At 32.0% G+C, this 19,013-nt stretch carries 19 protein-coding genes; 6 read left to right on the top strand and 13 right to left on the bottom strand.

Annotation, left to right across the window (positions count from 1 at the left end; all coding sequences use genetic code 11):
- Positions 1 to 1,492: choice-of-anchor L domain-containing protein (locus tag ACIQ2Z_RS07500; RefSeq protein ID WP_396183528.1), on the bottom strand; the 1,492-nt coding region annotated here is incomplete at its 3' end.
- A gap of 133 nt (positions 1,493 to 1,625) precedes the next feature.
- Here ACIQ2Z_RS07500 and ACIQ2Z_RS07495 point away from each other — a divergent pair.
- A complete protein-coding gene (locus ACIQ2Z_RS07495) occupies positions 1,626 to 2,525 on the top strand; it encodes a NifU family protein (protein WP_396183527.1) in 900 nt (299 codons plus the stop codon).
- A 45-nt stretch (positions 2,526 to 2,570) separates the two neighbouring features.
- Here the strand turns inward: ACIQ2Z_RS07495 and ACIQ2Z_RS07490 are convergent, their stop codons facing one another.
- Entirely contained in the window at positions 2,571 to 4,826 is a 2,256-nt protein-coding gene (locus ACIQ2Z_RS07490) for an inorganic phosphate transporter (protein WP_396183526.1), read from the bottom strand.
- Between the two features lie 125 nt (positions 4,827 to 4,951).
- Between ACIQ2Z_RS07490 and ACIQ2Z_RS07485 the strand changes: the two genes are divergently transcribed.
- From ACIQ2Z_RS07485 to ACIQ2Z_RS07470, 4 genes are all read left to right on the top strand, one after another.
- On the top strand, positions 4,952 to 5,152 hold the full coding sequence (locus ACIQ2Z_RS07485) for a dodecin family protein (RefSeq protein WP_396183525.1): 201 nt from the start codon (positions 4,952 to 4,954) through the stop codon (positions 5,150 to 5,152).
- Between the two features lie 57 nt (positions 5,153 to 5,209).
- Positions 5,210 to 7,225, top strand: a complete 2,016-nt coding sequence (locus tag ACIQ2Z_RS07480) for a thioredoxin domain-containing protein (RefSeq protein WP_396183524.1) — start codon at positions 5,210 to 5,212, stop codon at positions 7,223 to 7,225.
- Positions 7,226 to 7,281: 56 nt separating this feature from the next.
- Positions 7,282 to 7,692: a YtxH domain-containing protein gene (locus tag ACIQ2Z_RS07475; protein WP_396183523.1), complete on the top strand. Its 411-nt coding sequence runs from the start codon at positions 7,282 to 7,284 to the stop codon at positions 7,690 to 7,692.
- Between the two features lie 84 nt (positions 7,693 to 7,776).
- On the top strand, positions 7,777 to 8,613 hold the full coding sequence (locus tag ACIQ2Z_RS07470; protein ID WP_396183522.1) for a mechanosensitive ion channel family protein: 837 nt from the start codon (positions 7,777 to 7,779) through the stop codon (positions 8,611 to 8,613).
- On the opposite strand, the gene tsaB is transcribed toward ACIQ2Z_RS07470, so the two are convergent.
- From tsaB to ACIQ2Z_RS07455, 3 genes are all read right to left on the bottom strand, one after another.
- A complete protein-coding gene (gene tsaB, locus ACIQ2Z_RS07465; protein WP_396183521.1) occupies positions 8,610 to 9,275 on the bottom strand; it encodes a tRNA (adenosine(37)-N6)-threonylcarbamoyltransferase complex dimerization subunit type 1 TsaB in 666 nt (221 codons plus the stop codon). The genes ACIQ2Z_RS07470 and tsaB overlap by 4 nt on opposite strands.
- Before the next feature lie 75 nt (positions 9,276 to 9,350).
- Positions 9,351 to 10,685: an efflux RND transporter periplasmic adaptor subunit gene (locus tag ACIQ2Z_RS07460; protein WP_396183520.1), complete on the bottom strand. Its 1,335-nt coding sequence runs from the start codon at positions 10,683 to 10,685 to the stop codon at positions 9,351 to 9,353.
- Between the two features lie 3 nt (positions 10,686 to 10,688).
- Positions 10,689 to 12,134, bottom strand: coding sequence for a TolC family protein (locus tag ACIQ2Z_RS07455; RefSeq protein WP_396183519.1), 1,446 nt, complete (start codon positions 12,132 to 12,134; stop codon positions 10,689 to 10,691).
- 152 nt (positions 12,135 to 12,286) lie between these two features.
- Between ACIQ2Z_RS07455 and ACIQ2Z_RS07450 the strand changes: the two genes are divergently transcribed.
- A complete protein-coding gene (locus ACIQ2Z_RS07450; RefSeq protein WP_396183518.1) occupies positions 12,287 to 13,696 on the top strand; it encodes a DUF4403 family protein in 1,410 nt (469 codons plus the stop codon).
- 4 nt (positions 13,697 to 13,700) lie between these two features.
- Here ACIQ2Z_RS07450 and ACIQ2Z_RS07445 read toward each other — a convergent pair whose 3' ends face one another.
- From ACIQ2Z_RS07445 to cyoE, 8 genes are all read right to left on the bottom strand, one after another.
- The gene (locus ACIQ2Z_RS07445) at positions 13,701 to 13,943 is read right to left on the bottom strand and encodes a hypothetical protein (protein WP_396183517.1); all 243 of its coding nucleotides are present in this window, start codon (positions 13,941 to 13,943) and stop codon (positions 13,701 to 13,703) included.
- Complete coding sequence (locus tag ACIQ2Z_RS07440; RefSeq protein ID WP_396183516.1) at positions 13,933 to 14,496, bottom strand: DUF420 domain-containing protein; 564 nt, start codon at positions 14,494 to 14,496, stop codon at positions 13,933 to 13,935. Before ACIQ2Z_RS07440 ends, ACIQ2Z_RS07445 begins: the two co-directional genes overlap by 11 nt.
- Position 14,497: 1 nt before the next feature.
- A complete protein-coding gene (locus ACIQ2Z_RS07435; protein WP_396183515.1) occupies positions 14,498 to 15,184 on the bottom strand; it encodes an SCO family protein in 687 nt (228 codons plus the stop codon).
- A 4-nt stretch (positions 15,185 to 15,188) separates the two neighbouring features.
- Complete coding sequence (locus tag ACIQ2Z_RS07430) at positions 15,189 to 15,842, bottom strand: hypothetical protein (protein ID WP_396183514.1); 654 nt, start codon at positions 15,840 to 15,842, stop codon at positions 15,189 to 15,191.
- 76 nt (positions 15,843 to 15,918) lie between these two features.
- Complete coding sequence (locus ACIQ2Z_RS07425; RefSeq protein WP_396183513.1) at positions 15,919 to 16,359, bottom strand: cytochrome C oxidase subunit IV family protein; 441 nt, start codon at positions 16,357 to 16,359, stop codon at positions 15,919 to 15,921.
- A 20-nt stretch (positions 16,360 to 16,379) separates the two neighbouring features.
- Positions 16,380 to 17,396 (bottom strand): cytochrome c oxidase subunit 3, encoded by a 1,017-nt coding sequence (locus ACIQ2Z_RS07420; protein WP_396183512.1) that lies wholly within the window; start codon positions 17,394 to 17,396, stop codon positions 16,380 to 16,382.
- Positions 17,397 to 17,439: 43 nt separating this feature from the next.
- Positions 17,440 to 18,021 carry a heme-copper oxidase subunit III gene (locus tag ACIQ2Z_RS07415; RefSeq protein WP_396183511.1) on the bottom strand — a complete coding sequence of 194 codons (582 nt, stop codon included), beginning with the start codon at positions 18,019 to 18,021 and terminating at the stop codon, positions 17,440 to 17,442.
- Between the two features lie 2 nt (positions 18,022 to 18,023).
- Positions 18,024 to 18,941, bottom strand: a complete 918-nt coding sequence (cyoE, locus tag ACIQ2Z_RS07410) for a heme o synthase (protein ID WP_396183510.1) — start codon at positions 18,939 to 18,941, stop codon at positions 18,024 to 18,026.
- Positions 18,942 to 19,013: the final 72 nt, after the last annotated feature.

Raw genomic sequence — 19,013 nt, 5'->3', positions numbered from 1 at the left:
ATAAGGTCGGATCTAACCCATTTAATGCCGCTGTGTCTGACTGCGTTAAATCAAAAAGCGTAAACCCATCCACCGGAATATCATCACAAGCCGATAAAGGATTAGGTTGAGGATCTAAAGTACAAGATATTACTGAAATTTCGAATTCCTTGACAATAACACAACCCGTAACAAAACCGGAAATACCGGCATAAATTGTTTGTGGATTAGAAGTACTAACAAAAGTTGTTGGATTAGAAATTTCATTTGCAAAATTTTCTGCATCCGTTTGATTTAAAAAATAAGCAATTTCATAATCATTCGGATCTAATGTTCCTAGAATTGTAGCTGTATTTTCTGTTAAATCAAATAAATTAACACATTCCGTTAAATCAATTGGGCTATCGGTTAAATCTTCAAAATATTCCACACTTACCTCGTCTTCAATAGGACAACCAGGACCATAAGGAAAAGCTACAACACTAAAAATACCAGGCTCCGTTACCAAATAGGTTGAGCTTGTTGCACCAGCTATAGCAACACCATCTAAATACCATTGATGAGCTATCGAATTGCCTAAACCAGTATCTAATAAAAGTGTTTTACCAGCACACAAAGCACTATCACCTCCCACTAAATAATCATCTCCTAAATCAATTGGATTTACATTAAAACTATTTGCTTGTAGAAAAACGGCAGAATCCCAGGCATTGTCACCCACGTTAGAAATAGCCAGTTTAATATGGTATAATTGGCCACATTGTACTGTAGCTGAAGCCGTTAAAATAGTAGTAAAACCATCGTATTGTATTGATGCACCGCCACAGTTATTAACATAATATAATGGGTTACTTGGATTAGCCCCAGGTGGTACAAAAGGACATCCCGGAAAACCCGGATTTCCGGCATTTACATTATTAATAGATACTGTGCTGTTACCAGTTGTAGTGGTAGGTATCAAAGCTACATTCGCAGCACCTCCAGTAAAAGGCCCTGCTATACCTGGTCCTCTCAAGAAAAAACCAAATACATCATTAAATCCGGAATCAACATATTCAGGATATTCTTCTGATGCAAAAACAAAATTAAAACTCAATTGATTACCGGTTGGCACAAAATCAAACTCTAAAACTGATTTATTTCTAATGGCCCCACTAGCTAACGCCAATAAATCGGGATCCCCTTCAATCGGAAAACCAGTTGGATCAGAAGCATTATTCAAATTATTTGGCCCTTCCGCTAATGTTGCGTTACCAGTTGCTAAAATAAGTCCTTCAGCAATTCCTAGATTTGTTGGCGTAATACCTGTCGTAAAATAACCAACTTGATCTCTTACTACATTTGCATTTGCGGCTGAGCCGTTAAAGGTAATATTTGAAACCACAACACCTTGTCCCAACAAAACATTTTGCACTAATTGTGCAGGCGTTTGTGTAAGATTATTAACAAATAATTGAGCATTGGAACAGTAGGGAAGTATAAGAAATACAGCGAAGAGTAGTAGTTTTTTCATATAAAAAAAGCAAGTCTTTCATGTTTTCAATAAGCAATAAAACACTTGATAAAGTTTTGTTAATATAAATTTAATCTTCAAATATAACTATTTGCCAAAAATAAGTTTGTTAAATTTGCACAAAAAAGGTCAAATGACAAAATTATCGATAAAAGAAACGCAAAATCCGGCTATTTTAAAATTTGAATTTCCGGAATATATTATAAAAAGTCAAAGTTTTGAATATAAAAACATTGACGAAGCTAAAAACAGTCCTCTAGCACAACAATTATTTTATTTACCTTTTGTAAAAACTGTTTTTATTTCCGGAAACTTTATTGCCATTGAACGATACAATATAGTTCAGTGGGATGATGTTAAAGGGGCTGTGGCGGAACAAATTGAAACTTATGTTCAAAATGGTGGTGTTATCCTAAATTTTTCAGAAAGTGAAATCAGAAAACAACCAATTACGATTTATGCCGAAAGCACTCCAAATCCGGCTGTTCTTAAATTTGTTGCTAATAAACTTTTAACTACAAAAACTGCTGAATTCAAAAATATTGATGAAACAGTTGCCTCTCCCTTAGCCAAAGAACTCTTCAAGTTTCCGTATGTGAAAGAACTTTTTATGGATGAAAACTACATTTCCGTCACAAAATATACCAGTGTGGAATGGCAGGAAATTTCAAATGAAATTCGTTCATTCATTAAAGAATATATTGAAAACGGTCATGAAATTATAAATGAAAGTTTATTGGTTACTATTCCAAAAAATGAAAAACAGCAAATTGCTAATTTTGATAACTTAGATACTACATCCCAACAAATTATCAATATTTTAGAGGAATACGTAAAACCGGCTGTTCAAGCCGATGGTGGAAATATATTGTTTGATTCCTATGATGAAGCTGAAAAAAGAGTAAAAGTTGTTTTACAAGGGGCTTGCAGCGGTTGTCCTTCTTCCACTTTTACCTTGAAAAACGGTATTGAAAACATGTTGAAAGATATGCTAAAAGATGAAGGAATAAAAGTAGAAGCAATCAACGCATAAATGTTTAAAAACAAAAAATCCTTGATTACTCAAGGATTTTTTGTTTTATTTTTTGCTTTTCACATGAATGGTAAACTCTTTGAAAAGTTCCAATAAATTCATAGTTGCTTTTATCAAATCGTTTGTTTCTAATAACAATCCAAAATATAATTTACTGTTTTTTGGACTGGTTTCTACCGTTCTGATTCGTGTGATTTGTTTTTGAATTAATTCAGAAACATTATTTAGAATTTGATTTTTCTCTTTTAAAACCTCATCTAATCTATCAAAACTTTGGTCTTTAAAAATTGTTTCTATAGTATCAAATAATTTTTTTAATTCAACATCAATGCTTTTTAAATCTCTAATTTGATTAAATTTCAGTTGTTTGTGATTATTGTTAATATGTGAATAACTATTTTGAGTAATAAAAGCCAACGACTGAATCATATCTTGCAGATAACCCAAAATCATTACATAAAATTTACTAGCTTCTACGGATGTTTCATCTAAATTTTTGATGAAGTAGTAAACATTACTTTTCAATTCATCAACCTCTTTTTCAAGTTTTTTTAATGTTTTTTTGTTTTCCTTAAGTTTAGCTAAATCTTGTAGACCTAAATTATCGAGAACATCTGTGTAAACTTTATTTGTTGTATAAATTACTCTAGATATTTGTTGAGAACTTTCGTTTATAATTTCTTTAATAGTAACAATATCTTCCTTTTTTAATTTTTTAATATCATCTTCCTCTTTCATTTTTCTTTTGTGAATTTGATTACTTCTGTAAAAGAAAATAGCTACCACAATCATAAAAGCGAAAAAAGCATAAACTTCTCCAATAAACAAAACATAAGCAATAATAGCAGAAGATAAAAAAGCCACAATAGCTGTTACAAACCAACCTCCTATGACATTGAAAACTCCTGCAACCCTATAAACTGCGCTTTCTCTATCCCATGCTCTGTCAGCAAAGGAAGATCCCATTGCAACCATAAAAGTTACATAGGTTGTAGAAAGTGGTAATTTCAATGAAGTCCCAATGGAAATTAAAACTGAAGCAACTACTAAATTAACTGAAGCACGCACCATGTCGAACATTGGTTGTTTGTCTCTTTTTGCTTTTACTTCTAATTGAATAAATTGTGCGTCTAATTTTGCTTTAAGTGATTTTGGTAATATAAAACTAATTACTTTACCAACGTAAAGCATACCTCTAACAATATTTCTTGATAGATTATTGGCATTATATTTTTCCGTTCCTTCTCCTTGACGGGAAAGATTTTGTTCAGTTTCAATAACTGTTCTTGCCTTTTTAGAAGTCCATAAAGTATAAACCATAACAGCACCGGCCATAGCTAAAAATATAAAAGGAGCCGGTAAATTTTCTTCTTCTAAACCAGACATCATTAACTCTGTAGCTCCTAAATTTTGACCAGGAGCAACATAAATTTCATAAGCTTGATAGGCGGCAATGGGCACACCAATGAAATTAACTAAATCATTACCTGCGAAAGCTAAAGCCAGTCCAAAAGTTCCAACTATAATTATAAATTTGAATATATTGTACTTGACAATGCTCATCAAAAATTGGCAGACAATAGTCCAAAAAACGAGAGAATAACCTATGATTATAAATGGACTATCTTTTATAAAATCTTTCACTGATGAAGGTACAAAGGTTACAGATTTTAATCCTTTTACAAGTATAAAAAAAGTAATTGCCGTCATAGCAATACCCCCAAAAATTGCTCCTACATATTTATATCTTTTATCAATATGAAAAGTAAAAATTAACCTAGACACATACTGAACTATTGTACCTAACCCAAATGATAAAAGAACAGATAACAAAATACTATAAACAATTTCTGATGCTTTTTTAGTATTAATATATGCTCCTAAATTATCCATATCCCCATCAATCAAATATACTTTATAAATTGCCAAAACAACAGAAGCCCCTAACAATGAAAATATTACGGAAACTGTTGTTGAAGTGGGCAATCCAAGTGAATTAAAAACATCCAGCAACAAAACATCTGTAATCATGACCGCTAAGAAAATGATAATGACATCATTAAAACTAAACATACTAGGCGTAAAAATTCCATTTCTGGCTATTTCCATCATCCCATTAGAATACAAAGCTCCAACTGCTACACCAATACTTGCAACAATCATGATTGTTTTAAAAGAAACAGCCTTAGAACCGATTGCGGAATTTAAAAAATTAACAGCATCGTTACTAACGCCTACCATTAAGTCTGTAATAGCAAGTATTCCAAGTGCTAAAAGCATTATAACATATATCTGATCCATCAGTATAATTTTTGCAAAATTCCATTAACTATTCCAATCAAATGTTAAGCTAATGTTATCAATTTTAGGCTGTTTTTTTGAATATTTATTAAAAATAAGTGCCTTTAAATACTAAATTGTAAAACATGGTCATCTTAAAAGTAATTGAAGTGCTTTCCAGTTCTGAAATCAGTTGGGAAGAAGCAACACGGAAAGCATTTTCACAAGCAGCAAAATCGTTTAAAAATATTCGCTCCGTTTATGTTCAGGAGCAAAGAGCTCTAGTTGATGACGGACAAATCAAAGAATTTCGTGTAAATGTAAAACTCACTTTTGAAATTGAATAATGAATTAAAATTGTATTTTTAAGCTTTCTCAAAAGGAACGCTTTTTATATTTCAATTATGCAAAACGAACTCACACAAGAAACCAGTCCCTATTTATTACAACACGCCAACAATCCGGTTCATTGGAAAGCCTGGAATTCTATAACATTGGCTACTGCGAAAGAAAAAAAGAAACTTATTTTAGTGAGCATTGGTTATTCCGCTTGTCATTGGTGTCACGTGATGGAACATGAAAGTTTTGAAAATGAAGAAGTTGCCGAAGTAATGAATCAACATTTTATTAACATTAAAGTTGATCGGGAAGAACGCCCGGATGTGGATGCTATTTATATGAAAGCGGTTCAATTAATGACCGGACGTGGAGGATGGCCACTCAATATTGTTTGCCTTCCGGATGGAAAACCTGTTTGGGGAGGCACTTATTTCAGAAAAAATGACTGGATAAATTCCTTGGAACAATTACAGGAACTTTATCAAAACCAACCCGAAAAAATGTTGGCATATGCCAATAAATTGCATGAAGGTATTGAATCACTTGGTTTATCAAAAAATGAAAAGGGAGAAATTAATGTCACCGTTTTAGAATCCTTTTTGACTAAATGGGAAAAAAGTTTTGATTGGGAATATGGCGGATATAACCGTGCTCCAAAATTTATGATGCCCAGCAATTATCAATTTCTTTTGCAGTATGGCTTTTTGACTCAAAACGAAAAACTAATAGAATATGTGAATTTAACCTTAACAAAAATGACCTTTGGAGGAATATTCGATACGATTGACGGTGGTTTTTCACGCTATTCCGTTGATGTCAAATGGCATGTCCCTCATTTTGAAAAAATGACCTATGACAATGGGCAACTTTTGTCACTTTATTCAAATGCTTACAAACTTACTAAAAACGAATTATATAAAGAGATTATTGAAAAAACGACCACATTTATTGAAAAAGAGTGGTTTACTAATTTGGGAGGTTTTTATTCTGCATTGGATGCTGATAGTAACAACCAGGAAAATCAGTTAGAAGAGGGAGCTTTTTATGTTTGGACAACAGAAGAGTTAAAAAGCCTGATAAATGATGATTATGAATTATTCTGTTTGGTTTTCAATATCAATGATTTTGGACATTGGGAACATGGAAACTACGTTTTGATTCAAAAAGAAAGTTTAGCCGTAATTTCTGAAGAGCAAAATATCTCTCTTAACGAACTTAAACTAAAAAAGAAAAACTGGGAAAAAACACTCTATCACTATCGAGAAAAAAGACCTAAACCACGATTAGATGACAAATGCCTCACTTCTTGGAATGGAATCATGTTGAAAGGATATGTAGAAAGTTTCAAGGCATTAGAAAATGAAAATTATTTAAAAACAGCTATAAAAAACGCCCATTTTATCCTTGAAAGACTTTGGTCTAGTGATGGAAATTTGTTTCATTCCTATAAAAATGAAAAAGCTACAATTAATGGTTTTTTGGAAGATTATGCTTTTGTAATTGATGCTTTTATTGCCTTATATGAAGCTACATTTGAGGAAACTTGGCTTGAACATGCTAAAAACTTAACCAACTATTGTTTAGATCATTTTTATGACGAAACTAAACAACTTTTCCGATTTACTTCTGATTTGGACGAGACTTTGATTGTTGACTATTTTGAAACAGAAGACAACGTGATTCCTGCCTCTAACTCCGTAATGGCTGAAAATTTATTCAAATTGAGTGTGTATTTTGAAAATTCATACTATGAAAAAGTAGCCAGATTAATGCTTGAACAAGTTTTATCATCAATTGATTACCCTTCCGCATTTTCTAATTGGCTATCCGTATTATTGCGTTTTTCAGATTACCAAAAAGAATTGGCGATTTGTGGGGAAAATATATCAGAATACCGATTGCAATTAAACCGAAGTTATTTACCACATGTTCTCCTTTCCGGATGTGAAAACAAAACTACTTTACCTTTTTTAAAAAATCGATTGATTGAAAACAAAACCCTTTTTTATCTTTGTCAAAACAAAACATGTTTGGATCCCACTACCAACTTTGAAGAAGTTTACAAATATTTAAAGAACTAATTTTAAAAAAGTTAGAAAAATTTAGTAGATTTGGTATTCACTAAAAAATTATAACCATGGGATTAGGAAGTTTTTTTAAAAATTTATTTGGTTCAGCCAAAGAATCGGCATCAGAAGCAGTTGACAAAACTGAAGTTGTAATCGATCAAGCGAAAGAAAAAGCAACAGAATACGCCTCAAAAGCGGAAGAATATGTAGAAAAAGCGGTAGAAAGTGCAAAAGAATCTTATCCTGAAGTAAAGGAAAAAGTTGAACAATTTGCTGAAAAAGCAAAAGAAACTATTACAGAATATGCTGAAAAAGTTGGTGATACAGTTGAAAATGTAGTAGAAGATGTGAGAGAAAAAGTGCATGCATTTACTGCTCCAGCTGTTGAAAAAACAGAAGAAACCGTATCAAATTTCACTGAAAAAGCAGAAGAAAAAGTGGAAGAAATCAAAAAAGCAGCAGATGAAAATGCTGACTAAATTTTAGGTTTTTTTTAAACAAAACACACCTTAAAATGGTATCTTGCTATGCTTAAATAACCTAAATTATTTAAGCGTTTTTTTATGGAATTAATAACGCTAAACACTGATTTTATCACCCGTTATTGGGTTTATTTTACAACAGTATTAATTGAATATTCCCCTCGATTAATATCTGCTACCATTATTTTTGTAGTAGGGTGGACAGTGATTAAATTGATTAAAAAATTAATCATGCGTATTATGGTCAAAAGAGAAATGGAACCAACTCTTTCAAAATTTTTGGCGGATATTTTGATTTGGACTCTTAAAATTTTACTCTTTGTAACTGTTATTTCCCGTTTAGGTGTTGAAAATTCTTCCTTTGTCGCCATTATTGGAGCTGCCGGTTTAGCGGTTGGACTTTCCTTGCAAGGTTCGCTATCAAATTTTGCCGGAGGTGTTTTAATTATCATGTTCAAACCTTTTAAGGTTGGCGATTTTATAGAAGCACAAGGCGTTATGGGAACCGTAAAACAAATTCAGATTTTCGTGACGCAATTATCCACTGTTGATAATCAAGTAATTTTTGTGCCCAATGGCGTTTTGTCTAACGGAACAATTATTAATTATACGTATGCTACCACGAGAAGAGCCGATTTAACAGTTGCAATCAGTTACAGTTCCAATATAAAACGAGCAAAAGAAATTGCCATGAAAGTGATGGAAAAACATCCAATGGTTTTAAAAGACCCTGCTCCTATTGTATTGGTTAAAGATTTAGCAGAAAGTTCAATTGATTTAGCGGTGAGACCTTGGGCTGAATTGCCGGATTTTTTTGAAATGCGTTCAGACATATTAGAACAAATTAAAAATGAATTTGATGCGAATGGTATCACAATTCCTTTTCCGCAAAGGGATATTCACATTAAACAATCTTAACTTTTTTGAGTAAGCATAAAATCCTTTAAATAAAAAGGTTCAAAATAGGCAACATCCACCAAGTTATTATGTTCAAATAATCTATAACTTAATGTGGCCATTTCTTTAGCAGAGGGAAAAATATGGTTTTCTAGAAAAACAAATTTCTCATGCGTTAAAACAGTTTTGGCTTTGGCAGCACAATCACCAATAATATAAATTGGTCCATTATTAATTGAAAAAGAATCTTCTTCTAAAATTTCTGCTTTTGTTTCACGTATTTTAAAGTGGTTTTTGTCAAAAATCGCTGAAAAAACTTCCATCCGTCTGGCATCAATCATGGGGATGATAATACCTTCCTCAACTGTTACCTGATTTGCCAAAATTTGCATCGTATCAACAGCAATTAAGGGAATATCTAGAGCATAACAAAGTCCTTTTGCCGCTGAAACACCAATACGTAAACCAGTATAAGAACCAGGTCCTTGGCTAACAGCTATGGCATTTATATCCTTAAAACCGAGTTCTGATTCCTTTAGCAATTCATCCAAAAACACATGTAATTTTTCAGCATGAGAATAGCCCATTTCAGCTATCTCTTTACTAAGAATAACTTTTCCCTCACTGGCTAAGGCTACTGAGCAATTTTTAGTAGAAGTTTCAATATTGAGTATATAGGCCATACTTTGGTTTTATCGATGCAAAAATAAGACATAAAAAAAGGAAACTAAATAGCTTCCTTTTAAATTTTGTCTAAATTATGATTTTTTCTTTTTGTTCAATTTTTCCTTTTCTTTTGCTTTTTCCTCTTCCGTTTTCACAAAAACTGTATCTCCTGAATTAATATCTTTTGTTACGGTAGTATAAGGGCCTATAATTACTACATCTCCTTTTTTCAATCCTTCTATAACTTCAATATTAGAATCATCTTGAATACCTGTATTAATGATTCTGATTTTAGCTTTATCTCCCACTTTAATAAAGACGCATTCTAATTTTTTATCTACTTTTTTAACGACTTCCCCATCGTCTTTATCTTTTTCATCCGGTTTAGCTTCTACTTTATTTGTGCTCAGCGTATCCGATTTCATCACAACAGCACTTATGGGAACGGCAACCACATTTTCTTTTCTTTTGGTAATAATATCAACCGTTGCAGTCATACCAGGACGAAAAGGAGAATAATTTAGAGGTTTTCCTTCAATTAAATCCAAGTAAGATTCTTTTAATATTCTTACTTTTACTTTAAAGTTTGTAACTTGATCTGTCGTTACAGCTGTACTGGCAGAATTCGAAATGCTAGTCACAACACCTTTAAATACTTTCTTTAAATAAGCATCTACTTCAATGTTTGTAGAATCGCCAATGTTAATTTTGACAATATCATTTTCATTCACATCTACTTCCACTTCCATATTATTGAGGTTAGCCACTCTTAATATTTCTGTTCCGGTCATTTGTTGAGTTCCCAAAACGCGTTCCCCTAATTCAACTGATAACAAAGAAATTGTTCCATCTGATGGTGAATAAATTGTTGTTCTGCCTAGATTGTCTCTAGCTTCCGTAACCGTAGCAGAAGCACTTTGAACACCGAAATAGGCAGCCTGTTTAGCTGCTTGAGCACCTTCATAAACAGCAACTATTTTGTCCCACTCCGATTTAGAAATGATTCCTTTTTCAAATAATGATTTATTTCGGTTGTAATTTGCTTGAGCTTCTTTTAATGAAGCTTCTGCTTGATTTAACCCGGCTTTTGTATTTGAAAGTCCGGCTACCGAACGATTTAAACTTGAGGTATATAAATCAGGGTTTATTCTAACTAATAATTGTCCTTTTTTTACCATTTGTCCTTCAACAATTGGTAAATCAATAATTTCACCCGAAACTTCAGAAGATATTTTTATCTCTGTTTCCGGTTGAATTTTACCGGTTGCAGAAACTGTTTCAATAATAGTCATTTCTGTAACAGTGGCAATTTCTACTTCCTTGCCAATATTTTTATTTCCTAAAACACCTATTTTAGAAAGAACAAGTAATATTACAATGATACCAACAGCTATTCCTAAAAAGGTATATACAGTTTTCTTTGACATAATTTATGGTTTTTGAATGATTGGAATTCCAAAATAAAATTCTAAAATTTTGGTTTTAAAAATATAATCGTATTTAGTTCGTAATACTTCTGATTGAGCGTTGACTAATAACGTTTGAGATTGATTATAATCAAAGGCATTCATTAATCCAACTTCAAATCGTTCTTTTGCAGAAATAAAAGCTTCTTGTCTTGCTTCTAAAGTTACGAGTGAAGCTTCATAAGAATTCAATGCTCCTTTTGCATCCGTAAATGCTGTATACACATTTCTTTGCAAGTTTAACTCTTCTTGTTCGTAGGCAATTTTGCCTCGTTCAACAGCAACTTTTGATTTTTCAACATTAGTTTTAGTTACAAATCCATTTAAAATTGGAATAGTTAACTGAACGCCTAAACTTTGTCCTTTATTCAAATCGAATTGGTCAAAAATTGGAAGTGGTCCATCAGAAACAGAAGTAAAATTAGGTTGAACAACGACTTGATTAGTAGCTTCTACAACACCAATTGGAACAGTTGGCACAAGTGGATTTACTTCAAACCCAGTTATCCTATCCGAATTGGCAGATCTTGTGTTGAAATTATAAAAACCCTGTAATCTTGGCTGATAACTTCCTTTTAATATTGACAAATCTTTTTCAGCTATTTCAAGGTTATTTCTGGCAATTTTTAATTCTACTCTGCTTTCCTTGGCTTTTTCATAGATGGCTAATGGAGTTTGTAACAACAATGAATTCTCCGATGCTTCATATTCCTGGTCAACCACATCAAAGGAAGCAAAATCATCCAATTGAAGTAATTGAGCTAAGCTTAATTTTGAAATCAATAAAGTGTTTTCAGCAGCAATCACTCTTTGTTCATCTGCAGCAACAGTTGCTTTCATGTCTAACAAATCAACTCTAGGGATTATTCCTGCTTCAAGTAATTGAGCAGATCGTTCCATTTGTTTAACATCGTTAGACAACTTATCATTTTGAACTTTTAAATTTTCTTTATTAAATAATATTTGTAAAAAAGCATTGGCTACGTTTAAAGAAATATCTTCCTGCATTTTAGTAAGCTGGTATTGACTTGCCACTTTTGACAAATTTGCTCTTCGCAATTTTTTTTGATTTTGAAGACCATTATAAATATCAACACCCATTTGCAAGCCTGCTGACGTAAATTGAATTGTTTGATTTTCTAACAATCCTGTTGTAATATTTTGGTTTAAACCAATATTCCAAGAATGGGAAGTACTTGCATTAATTGTAGGTAAAAAATTTCCAATAGCTCCTGTTTTATCAATATCAGCAATTTCGAGGTCTAAAGCGGTATTTTTAATTGTAATATTATGTTCTAATGCATGATATATACATTCCTCTAGAGTCCATTTTTTTGTTTGAGAATGAGCGGAAATTCCGAACAGTAGTCCCCAAAAACAAATTATTATTGTCAATCTTGAATTTTTCATTAGATCCTCTTGAAGATTAGTTTGCTTGGTGATACAAATTTAATGCTTTTGAATTTTATATCGATAGGACGCTAAAACTAATTTTGTGTTACAACAAAATGAAAAAATCTTAAAATAAAGTACATTTACGGTCTAAAATGAATTTTTTGAAAATGAAATATTTGATTTTCCCGCTTGTACTAATCCTTATTGTAGTAGCATTTTCTGCCTGTTCTACCGCTAAAAAAATAGAAATCATTAAACCGGAACCTGATAATGCCGCTCCTTTGGTTTATGAAACAACCACTTCTTTTTTAAAACTTCCCGTATCTATCAAACTAAAAGATATTGAAAATCAAACCAATAAGCTTTTAAATGGGGTGATTTACAATGACAGCATCATGAATGATGACGACATTATTATGAAAGTTTGGAAACAAGCACCTATAAAAATAGAGAGTGAAAAAGAGGGCAATATCACTAAAATCAAAACCACTTTACCCTTAAAAATCAATGCTACTTATCGCTATGGATTTGATAAAATGGGCATCAAATTATATGACAGCAAAGAATTTAACTTGAATGGTATTGTTACTCTTCTTAGTGAAGTTGATTTAACCAATTGGCAACTCAAAACCAATACTAAAATTAAATCGTTAGATTGGACAGAAAGTCCAACAGTTACTATCGCCGGAAAAAATATTCCAATTACCTATTTAATCAACCCAACCATTCGAATTTTTAAATCAAAAATTGAAAAGGGCATTGATGATTCAATAATAGAGTCTTTGAATTTCAAACCTCAAGTTTTAGAAGCTCTGGACAAAATTGCCACTCCTTTTGAAATGAGTGAAGAATATGCAAGTTGGCTCAGAATTGTACCTATTGAATTATATGTAACTGATGCTATTTTGAAAAAAGATGCTATTGCTATGGATATGGGATTGAAATGTTCCATGGAAACTATTATTGGGAAAAAACCGGAAAAAAAATTCGACAAAAGTAAAATAGTATTGAAACCGGTAGTAAAAATGCCTGATCAAATTACAGCAAACCTAATTGCAGTTTCCACCTATGAAGATGCTTCCAAAATTATGACTAAAAATTTCCAAGGACAGGAGTTTGGTGATGGAAAGAGAAAAGTTAAAGTTACCAATGTAAATCTATGGCACAAAAATGGCAAAATGATTGTTGCGTTAGATATTCTTGGCAGTATAAACGGAACCATTTATTTATCAGGTTTTCCTCAATATAACGAAGAAACAAAAGAAATCTATTTTGACAAATTGGACTATGTTCTAGATACTAAAAGTGTTTTGATACGTTCTGCCAATTGGTTAGCACAAGGATATGTGTTGAGGAAAATTCAGGAGAGTTGTCGCTATTCCATTAAACCCAACTTAGAGGAGGGCAAACAGAATGTGATGCAATACCTCACTAACTATTCCCCTATGAAAGGTGTTTTTGTAAATGGCACTTTAGCTGATTTTGAATTTCAAAGAATTGAACTTACAAACAAAGCTATCTTAGCGTTTATTAAAACCAGTGGTCAGGTTGATGTAAAAATTGATGGAATGGAGTAAAAATTTATAATGCTTCGCTTTCTGTTTTCTTTTTAAATTTCATGCGATATACTACATAAAAAACAATGGCAACCATGATATAAGGAAAAGCCATCAGATAGACAATTCCATTGTTAATGGCTTCTGCTTTGTTACCGCCTTCTTCACTTTCAAGAGCGGCTCGGCACATGGCACATTGAGCTGAAGCTGAAAACTCAACTAAAAATAGTAATATAGAGATGTAAAATTTTGACGATTTAATAAGCATAATAAGGAGCTATCATCAAATAAACTATTACTCCGGTCACTGCAACATACATCCAAATTGGGAAAGCTATTTTTGCAATTTTTTTATGTTTATCAAAACGTTCCGCTAAAGCCTTTACATAAGTAATTAATACTAACGGTATAACAGCAATTGACAAAACAATATGAGAAATTAAAATAAAAAAATAGATATATCGAATAAAGCCTACTCCACCATAAACAGCACTATCAGAAGTCATATGATAGGCAACATACATTACTAAAAAAACAACCGAACAAGCAATTGCAGCTTGCATAAAATTTTGATGTGCTTTTTTATTTCCATTTTTAATAGAATAAACCCCAAGAACCAACAACATGGCTGTCACACCGTTGATTACGGCATATATTGGAGGCAAAAAGGTCAATGGCTCCACATTTATTCCAAAATCTTTAAGTTTAATGCCAAATAAAATAGCCACAACAACCGGTATGGCAATTGATACAATTATAATCAGTTTATTGAACTTATTTTCAATTGTGTTTGGTTGATCAGAATTTAATTGTTTTTCCATATTATTTCTCGTCTAAAAGTACTTTAATATCTTGTTGTAAAGCTTGAACGCTTGTTTCTTCTAATCCATCATAATATACAATTGGATTACCAAATTTATCTTTACGGCATCTAATATTCCCATTTTTATCAATTAAGGCAAATAACCCGGAATGTTCGAATCCACCATCAATATCTTTATTTTCCCCGGCATATATATTAAATCCTTTGTTGGCCAAGTCAAAGATATATTTTTTATCCCCTGTTAGAAAATTCCAATTTGGATTATTTACTCCTAAATGTTCTGCATGTTTTTTTAAAACTTCAGAGCTATCATTTTCAGGATTGATAGTAACGGAAACGATTCCAAAATCAGTTCTTTCTTCAAAATGATTTTGAATTTTAACCATATTCTGATTCATAATTGGACAAATCGTTGGGCAAGTAGAAAAGAAAAACTCAACCAAATATACTTTCTCTTTATAATTATCATTGGTAATTGTTTCTCCATTTTGATTTGTCAAAGAAAATTTTGGGGCCGGCCCAATTTTCATTAACAAATCTATCGAAGTTTCACTTTGACCGGACGTATTTAACCTGTCAATTTTGGTGACATCATTATTTTTAATTCTATCGATAATTTTAGGAATAAAAATAATTCCGAAAACTAAAATGATAAAAGAAATTCCGATATATGATTTATTTTTCATGGTACTATTTTTTTCTGTCAGCACTATTTTTCTTTAATGCCAATCGGTATTCTGCCAATATGATTTTAATGTCGTCCCCCATTTCATTGTGCAAATCGGCAGCAGAAATAGAGTTATAGCCTTCTTTATATTCCGCTTCTCCTTTTTTATTTTTTCCTTTTCTTCCCCTTAAATTTCGTTTTTTATCAACAATAAAAACATTGGGAGTTCTCAGATTCTTATCCAATTGTCCTATTAAATTGAGTTTATTATAATAGGATTGTATTTCTTCCGGTTTGGCAAAAACATAATGCCATTTTGATAAGTCTGATATAGTTGCTAATTGTTCTTTTAATGTTTCCGTTTGAGATTCTGTCCCTATCGGTGCAATCATAACCAATTGAAAGTCTTTGAACTCACGAACTTTATTATATATTTTTTGATTTAAATTAAAGGCATCTCCTTTATTGTAGAGGATTTCTGTACCCGGAAAAGCAATTACTGTAATTTTTTCATCCAATGAAAGTTGTTCCCCTTTAGTTGTCTTCCAATTCCCTAAATCAGGTATATTAGCAGTAACCGTAGGCAATTTGGCAAAATTATTAACTCCGGATGCAAAAAAAAGATAGGCTACAATCGGTAAAATAAATAAAACAAAAAGTACTATATTCTTTTTCATTGTGGTTACATTTTTTTGCTTTACAAAAATAAAAAAAGGTACGCAATGCGTACCTTAAAATTGAATAAATATCATGTTAAAAATTCCACTTAATGGTGGAAGTTCTATAAACTTCATAAATATAATCTGCTTCTGTCAAAAATAACACTGCGATATATAATGCAAGAAAAACAAACGTCCAAACTACGGCTCTTTTTAAAGATGTTCTTTCGTCACGCATGTGCATAAAATCCCAAGTAATGTAATAAGCTTTTACAATCGTTAAAAACAAAAATATTAAATTTAACGGAATTAAAAATATGAATGGAGACAAAAATATATTTGCTAATGTTGCTCCTAATCCTCCTTCAAACGGAGTCATAAATGGAGTCATTAATACCGACGGTTTATAAATACCTAAAACAACCTCAACAGCTGTTACGATAGAAAGGAAAACCAATACACCCCAAATCTTTTGTTCGTTTGATTTGAATCTTAAAGTTCCTCTGAAAATTGCTAAATTATGTGCGTGTGCCATTTTTATACTTTTTTAAAAAATTATACTAAGTAGAAGAAGGTAAATACAAATACCCAAACTAAATCCACAAAGTGCCAATATAACCCAACTTTTTCAACCATTTCATAATTTTTTCTTTTCTCATAAGTTCCTAAAATTACATTTAAGAAAATAATAAAATTAATCACAACTCCTGAAAACACGTGGAAACCATGGAAACCGGTGATAAAAAAGAAAAAGTTTGCAAATTGTTTATTTCCATATTCATTTCGAATCAAATTAGCTCCTTCAATAACATAAGCAGCATTATTTAAACGGGCTAACGATTCTTCTCTGGTTAAAATAGTTTTATGCTTTTCTTTATTTAAATCGGGATGAACACCTTTTTTATCATTTTTGTCATGATAAGTTACTTGAGTTCTTACCAAAATATTTGGATTAGCTTTAAAGCCTTCCACTACTTCATTCACAGAATAAGTAGGTAAACTTGATTCATCTTTAGAAAACCAAATTCCATTTTTACGTTCATGTTGAACACGATCTTCCGGGAGTGTCAACGCAAAATCGGCAATTTTGATGCGTTTTCCCTCTTTATCAACAAATTGTATAACGCTACCCCCTTTTGTCTCAATTGCACCATATTCTCCTTTGATAAAGTTTTTCCATTCCCAAGCTTGAGAGCCAACGAATATTAAACCACCCAATACGGTTAAAAACATATAAAAAGCAACCTTTGATTTTTGCATATGATGTCCCGCATCTACCGCTAACACCATTGTTACAGAAGAAAAAATCAATACAAAAGTCATCAAAGCTACATATAGCATCGGTAAATCTTGTCCGTGTAAAAATGGAAAATGATTAAACACTTCATCGGCAATTGGCCAGCTATCAATAAATTTAAATCTTGAAAAACCATAAGCTGCAAGAAATCCTGTAAAGGTCAAGGCATCTGATAAAATGAAAAACCACATCATCAATTTACCATAACTGGCTTTCATTGGCTCATTGCCACCATTCCAGATTTTTTCTTCAGTTGTCGTAACTGTCGCTCCCATATATAGTTATTAGTTAAAAAGTTCCCAAATTTACATTTTTTTTCTATTCGTAAAAATAGAAAAATAAAAACAACAATATCCATAAGATATCCAGAAAATGCCAAAACAATGCACCTAGCTCAATTCCAAGGGTTTGAGTCGAATTGTATTTTTGTTTAAAATGATTATAAATTATAATTAAAAGTGCAATCAGCCCTCCGAAAAGGTGAGCTAAGTGAAGAATTACAACAATGTAAAGAAATGAAGTCGTAACATTACTTTCGCTACCGGTAAAAAAATAACCGTTTTGAATGATTTGATTGAATCCTAAAAATTGGAATACTACAAATAAAATACCTAATCCTAAAGTGGATAAAAGCCAAATTGTTGTTACACTTCTGTTATTTGCCTTAATTGATTTTCCGGCTAAATGAAAAGTGATGCTGCTTAAAATGATGACTAATGTACTAATGATAAAAGCAACAGGCATTTCGAAATCTTTTAACCAATCTTTTCGACTTGAGCTTACTACATAGGCACTGGTTAAACCGGCGAACATCATCACCATACTAATCATAGCAAACCAAAGCAACAATTTATACGATTGTGCTTTTCTATTTTCGTGTTCTTGAACCGTCATTTCCATAATTATCTTAAAAATTTATCAGCAATATAAACTAGTTGAAGAAGGGTAATATAACTTACACTTACCAACATTAATTTTCGTGCAGCTTTACTGTCTCTTTTTTTATATAACTCAAAAGCGTAATACAACATCCAAATTCCGAGCAAAAATACAATAATTGCTGAAATTGGCGACAAATATAATCGACTTCCTACTATGCCTATGTAAGGAAAAATTGCGGGTAATAAAGATGCAATAATCAGCCAAATAGTATATAATATAGTTTGTAAAGCTGTCCCTTTATCTTTTTTACCGGTTGGTAACATAAAAAACCCAGCTTTTTTATAATCATCAAACAAAAACCAACCAATTGCCCAAAAATGTGGAAATTGCCAAAAAAACTGAATTAAAAATAACGTTCCTGCTTCCAAGCTGAACTCATCTGTTGCAGCAACCCAACCCAACATAAACGGTATCGCTCCCGGTATTGCTCCCACAAAAACAGAAAGTGGCGTAATGGTTTTTAACGGGGTATAAATACTTGTATATAAAAAAATGGAGACCGCTCCAAACATGGCCGTTTTTGGGTTGATATTATATAGAATAATTAAGCCAAGTAAAGTAAGTGCAGAAGCAATTATAAAACCGGAATTGACTGAAATTCTTCCTGCAGCAATTGGTCTATTTTTTGTTCTATCCATCAATTTATCCAAATCTTTTTCGATGATTTGATTGAATGCATTGGAAGCTCCAACCATACAATATCCTCCAACAGCCAGCATAAACAAAGTTATCCAACTGAATGATGAAGTGTCCAATATTCCAAGAAAATATCCGGCAACAGATGAAAAAACAACACTGATAGATAAACCAGCTTTAGTGATTTCTTTAAAATCAATATAAAGCGATTTGGGTGTAAAAGAATTTTGAATTGAATTCAATGCGGTTTTCTTAATTTTAAAAACTGCGACAAAGATACAAATTAGAAACTTTAAATAGAATCTAACAATTTA

It is taken from the genome of Flavobacterium sp. (assembly GCF_044361015.1).
Lineage (GTDB): Bacteria > Bacteroidota > Bacteroidia > Flavobacteriales > Flavobacteriaceae > Flavobacterium.
Note: the sequence above shows the minus strand (reverse complement) of the source record. Positions and strands in the feature narration are given on the sequence as shown.

Coding starts and splice junctions, on each gene's coding strand:
- ACIQ2Z_RS07475 (WP_396183523.1), top strand. CDS start 7,282: ATGGGATTAGGAAGTTTTTTTAAAAATTTATTTGGTTCAGCCAAAGAA.
- ACIQ2Z_RS07435 (WP_396183515.1), bottom strand. CDS start 15,184: ATGAAAAATAAATCATATATCGGAATTTCTTTTATCATTTTAGTTTTC.
- ACIQ2Z_RS07415 (WP_396183511.1), bottom strand. CDS start 18,021: ATGGAAATGACGGTTCAAGAACACGAAAATAGAAAAGCACAATCGTAT.
- ACIQ2Z_RS07490 (WP_396183526.1), bottom strand. CDS start 4,826: ATGGATCAGATATATGTTATAATGCTTTTAGCACTTGGAATACTTGCT.
- ACIQ2Z_RS07445 (WP_396183517.1), bottom strand. CDS start 13,943: ATGCTTATTAAATCGTCAAAATTTTACATCTCTATATTACTATTTTTA.
- ACIQ2Z_RS07450 (WP_396183518.1), top strand. CDS start 12,287: ATGAAATATTTGATTTTCCCGCTTGTACTAATCCTTATTGTAGTAGCA.
- tsaB (WP_396183521.1), bottom strand. CDS start 9,275: ATGGCCTATATACTCAATATTGAAACTTCTACTAAAAATTGCTCAGTA.
- ACIQ2Z_RS07455 (WP_396183519.1), bottom strand. CDS start 12,134: ATGAAAAATTCAAGATTGACAATAATAATTTGTTTTTGGGGACTACTG.
- ACIQ2Z_RS07440 (WP_396183516.1), bottom strand. CDS start 14,496: ATGGAAAAACAATTAAATTCTGATCAACCAAACACAATTGAAAATAAG.
- ACIQ2Z_RS07460 (WP_396183520.1), bottom strand. CDS start 10,685: ATGTCAAAGAAAACTGTATATACCTTTTTAGGAATAGCTGTTGGTATC.
- ACIQ2Z_RS07425 (WP_396183513.1), bottom strand. CDS start 16,359: ATGGCACACGCACATAATTTAGCAATTTTCAGAGGAACTTTAAGATTC.
- ACIQ2Z_RS07485 (WP_396183525.1), top strand. CDS start 4,952: ATGGTCATCTTAAAAGTAATTGAAGTGCTTTCCAGTTCTGAAATCAGT.
- ACIQ2Z_RS07480 (WP_396183524.1), top strand. CDS start 5,210: ATGCAAAACGAACTCACACAAGAAACCAGTCCCTATTTATTACAACAC.
- ACIQ2Z_RS07420 (WP_396183512.1), bottom strand. CDS start 17,396: ATGGGAGCGACAGTTACGACAACTGAAGAAAAAATCTGGAATGGTGGC.
- ACIQ2Z_RS07495 (WP_396183527.1), top strand. CDS start 1,626: ATGACAAAATTATCGATAAAAGAAACGCAAAATCCGGCTATTTTAAAA.
- ACIQ2Z_RS07470 (WP_396183522.1), top strand. CDS start 7,777: ATGGAATTAATAACGCTAAACACTGATTTTATCACCCGTTATTGGGTT.
- ACIQ2Z_RS07430 (WP_396183514.1), bottom strand. CDS start 15,842: ATGAAAAAGAATATAGTACTTTTTGTTTTATTTATTTTACCGATTGTA.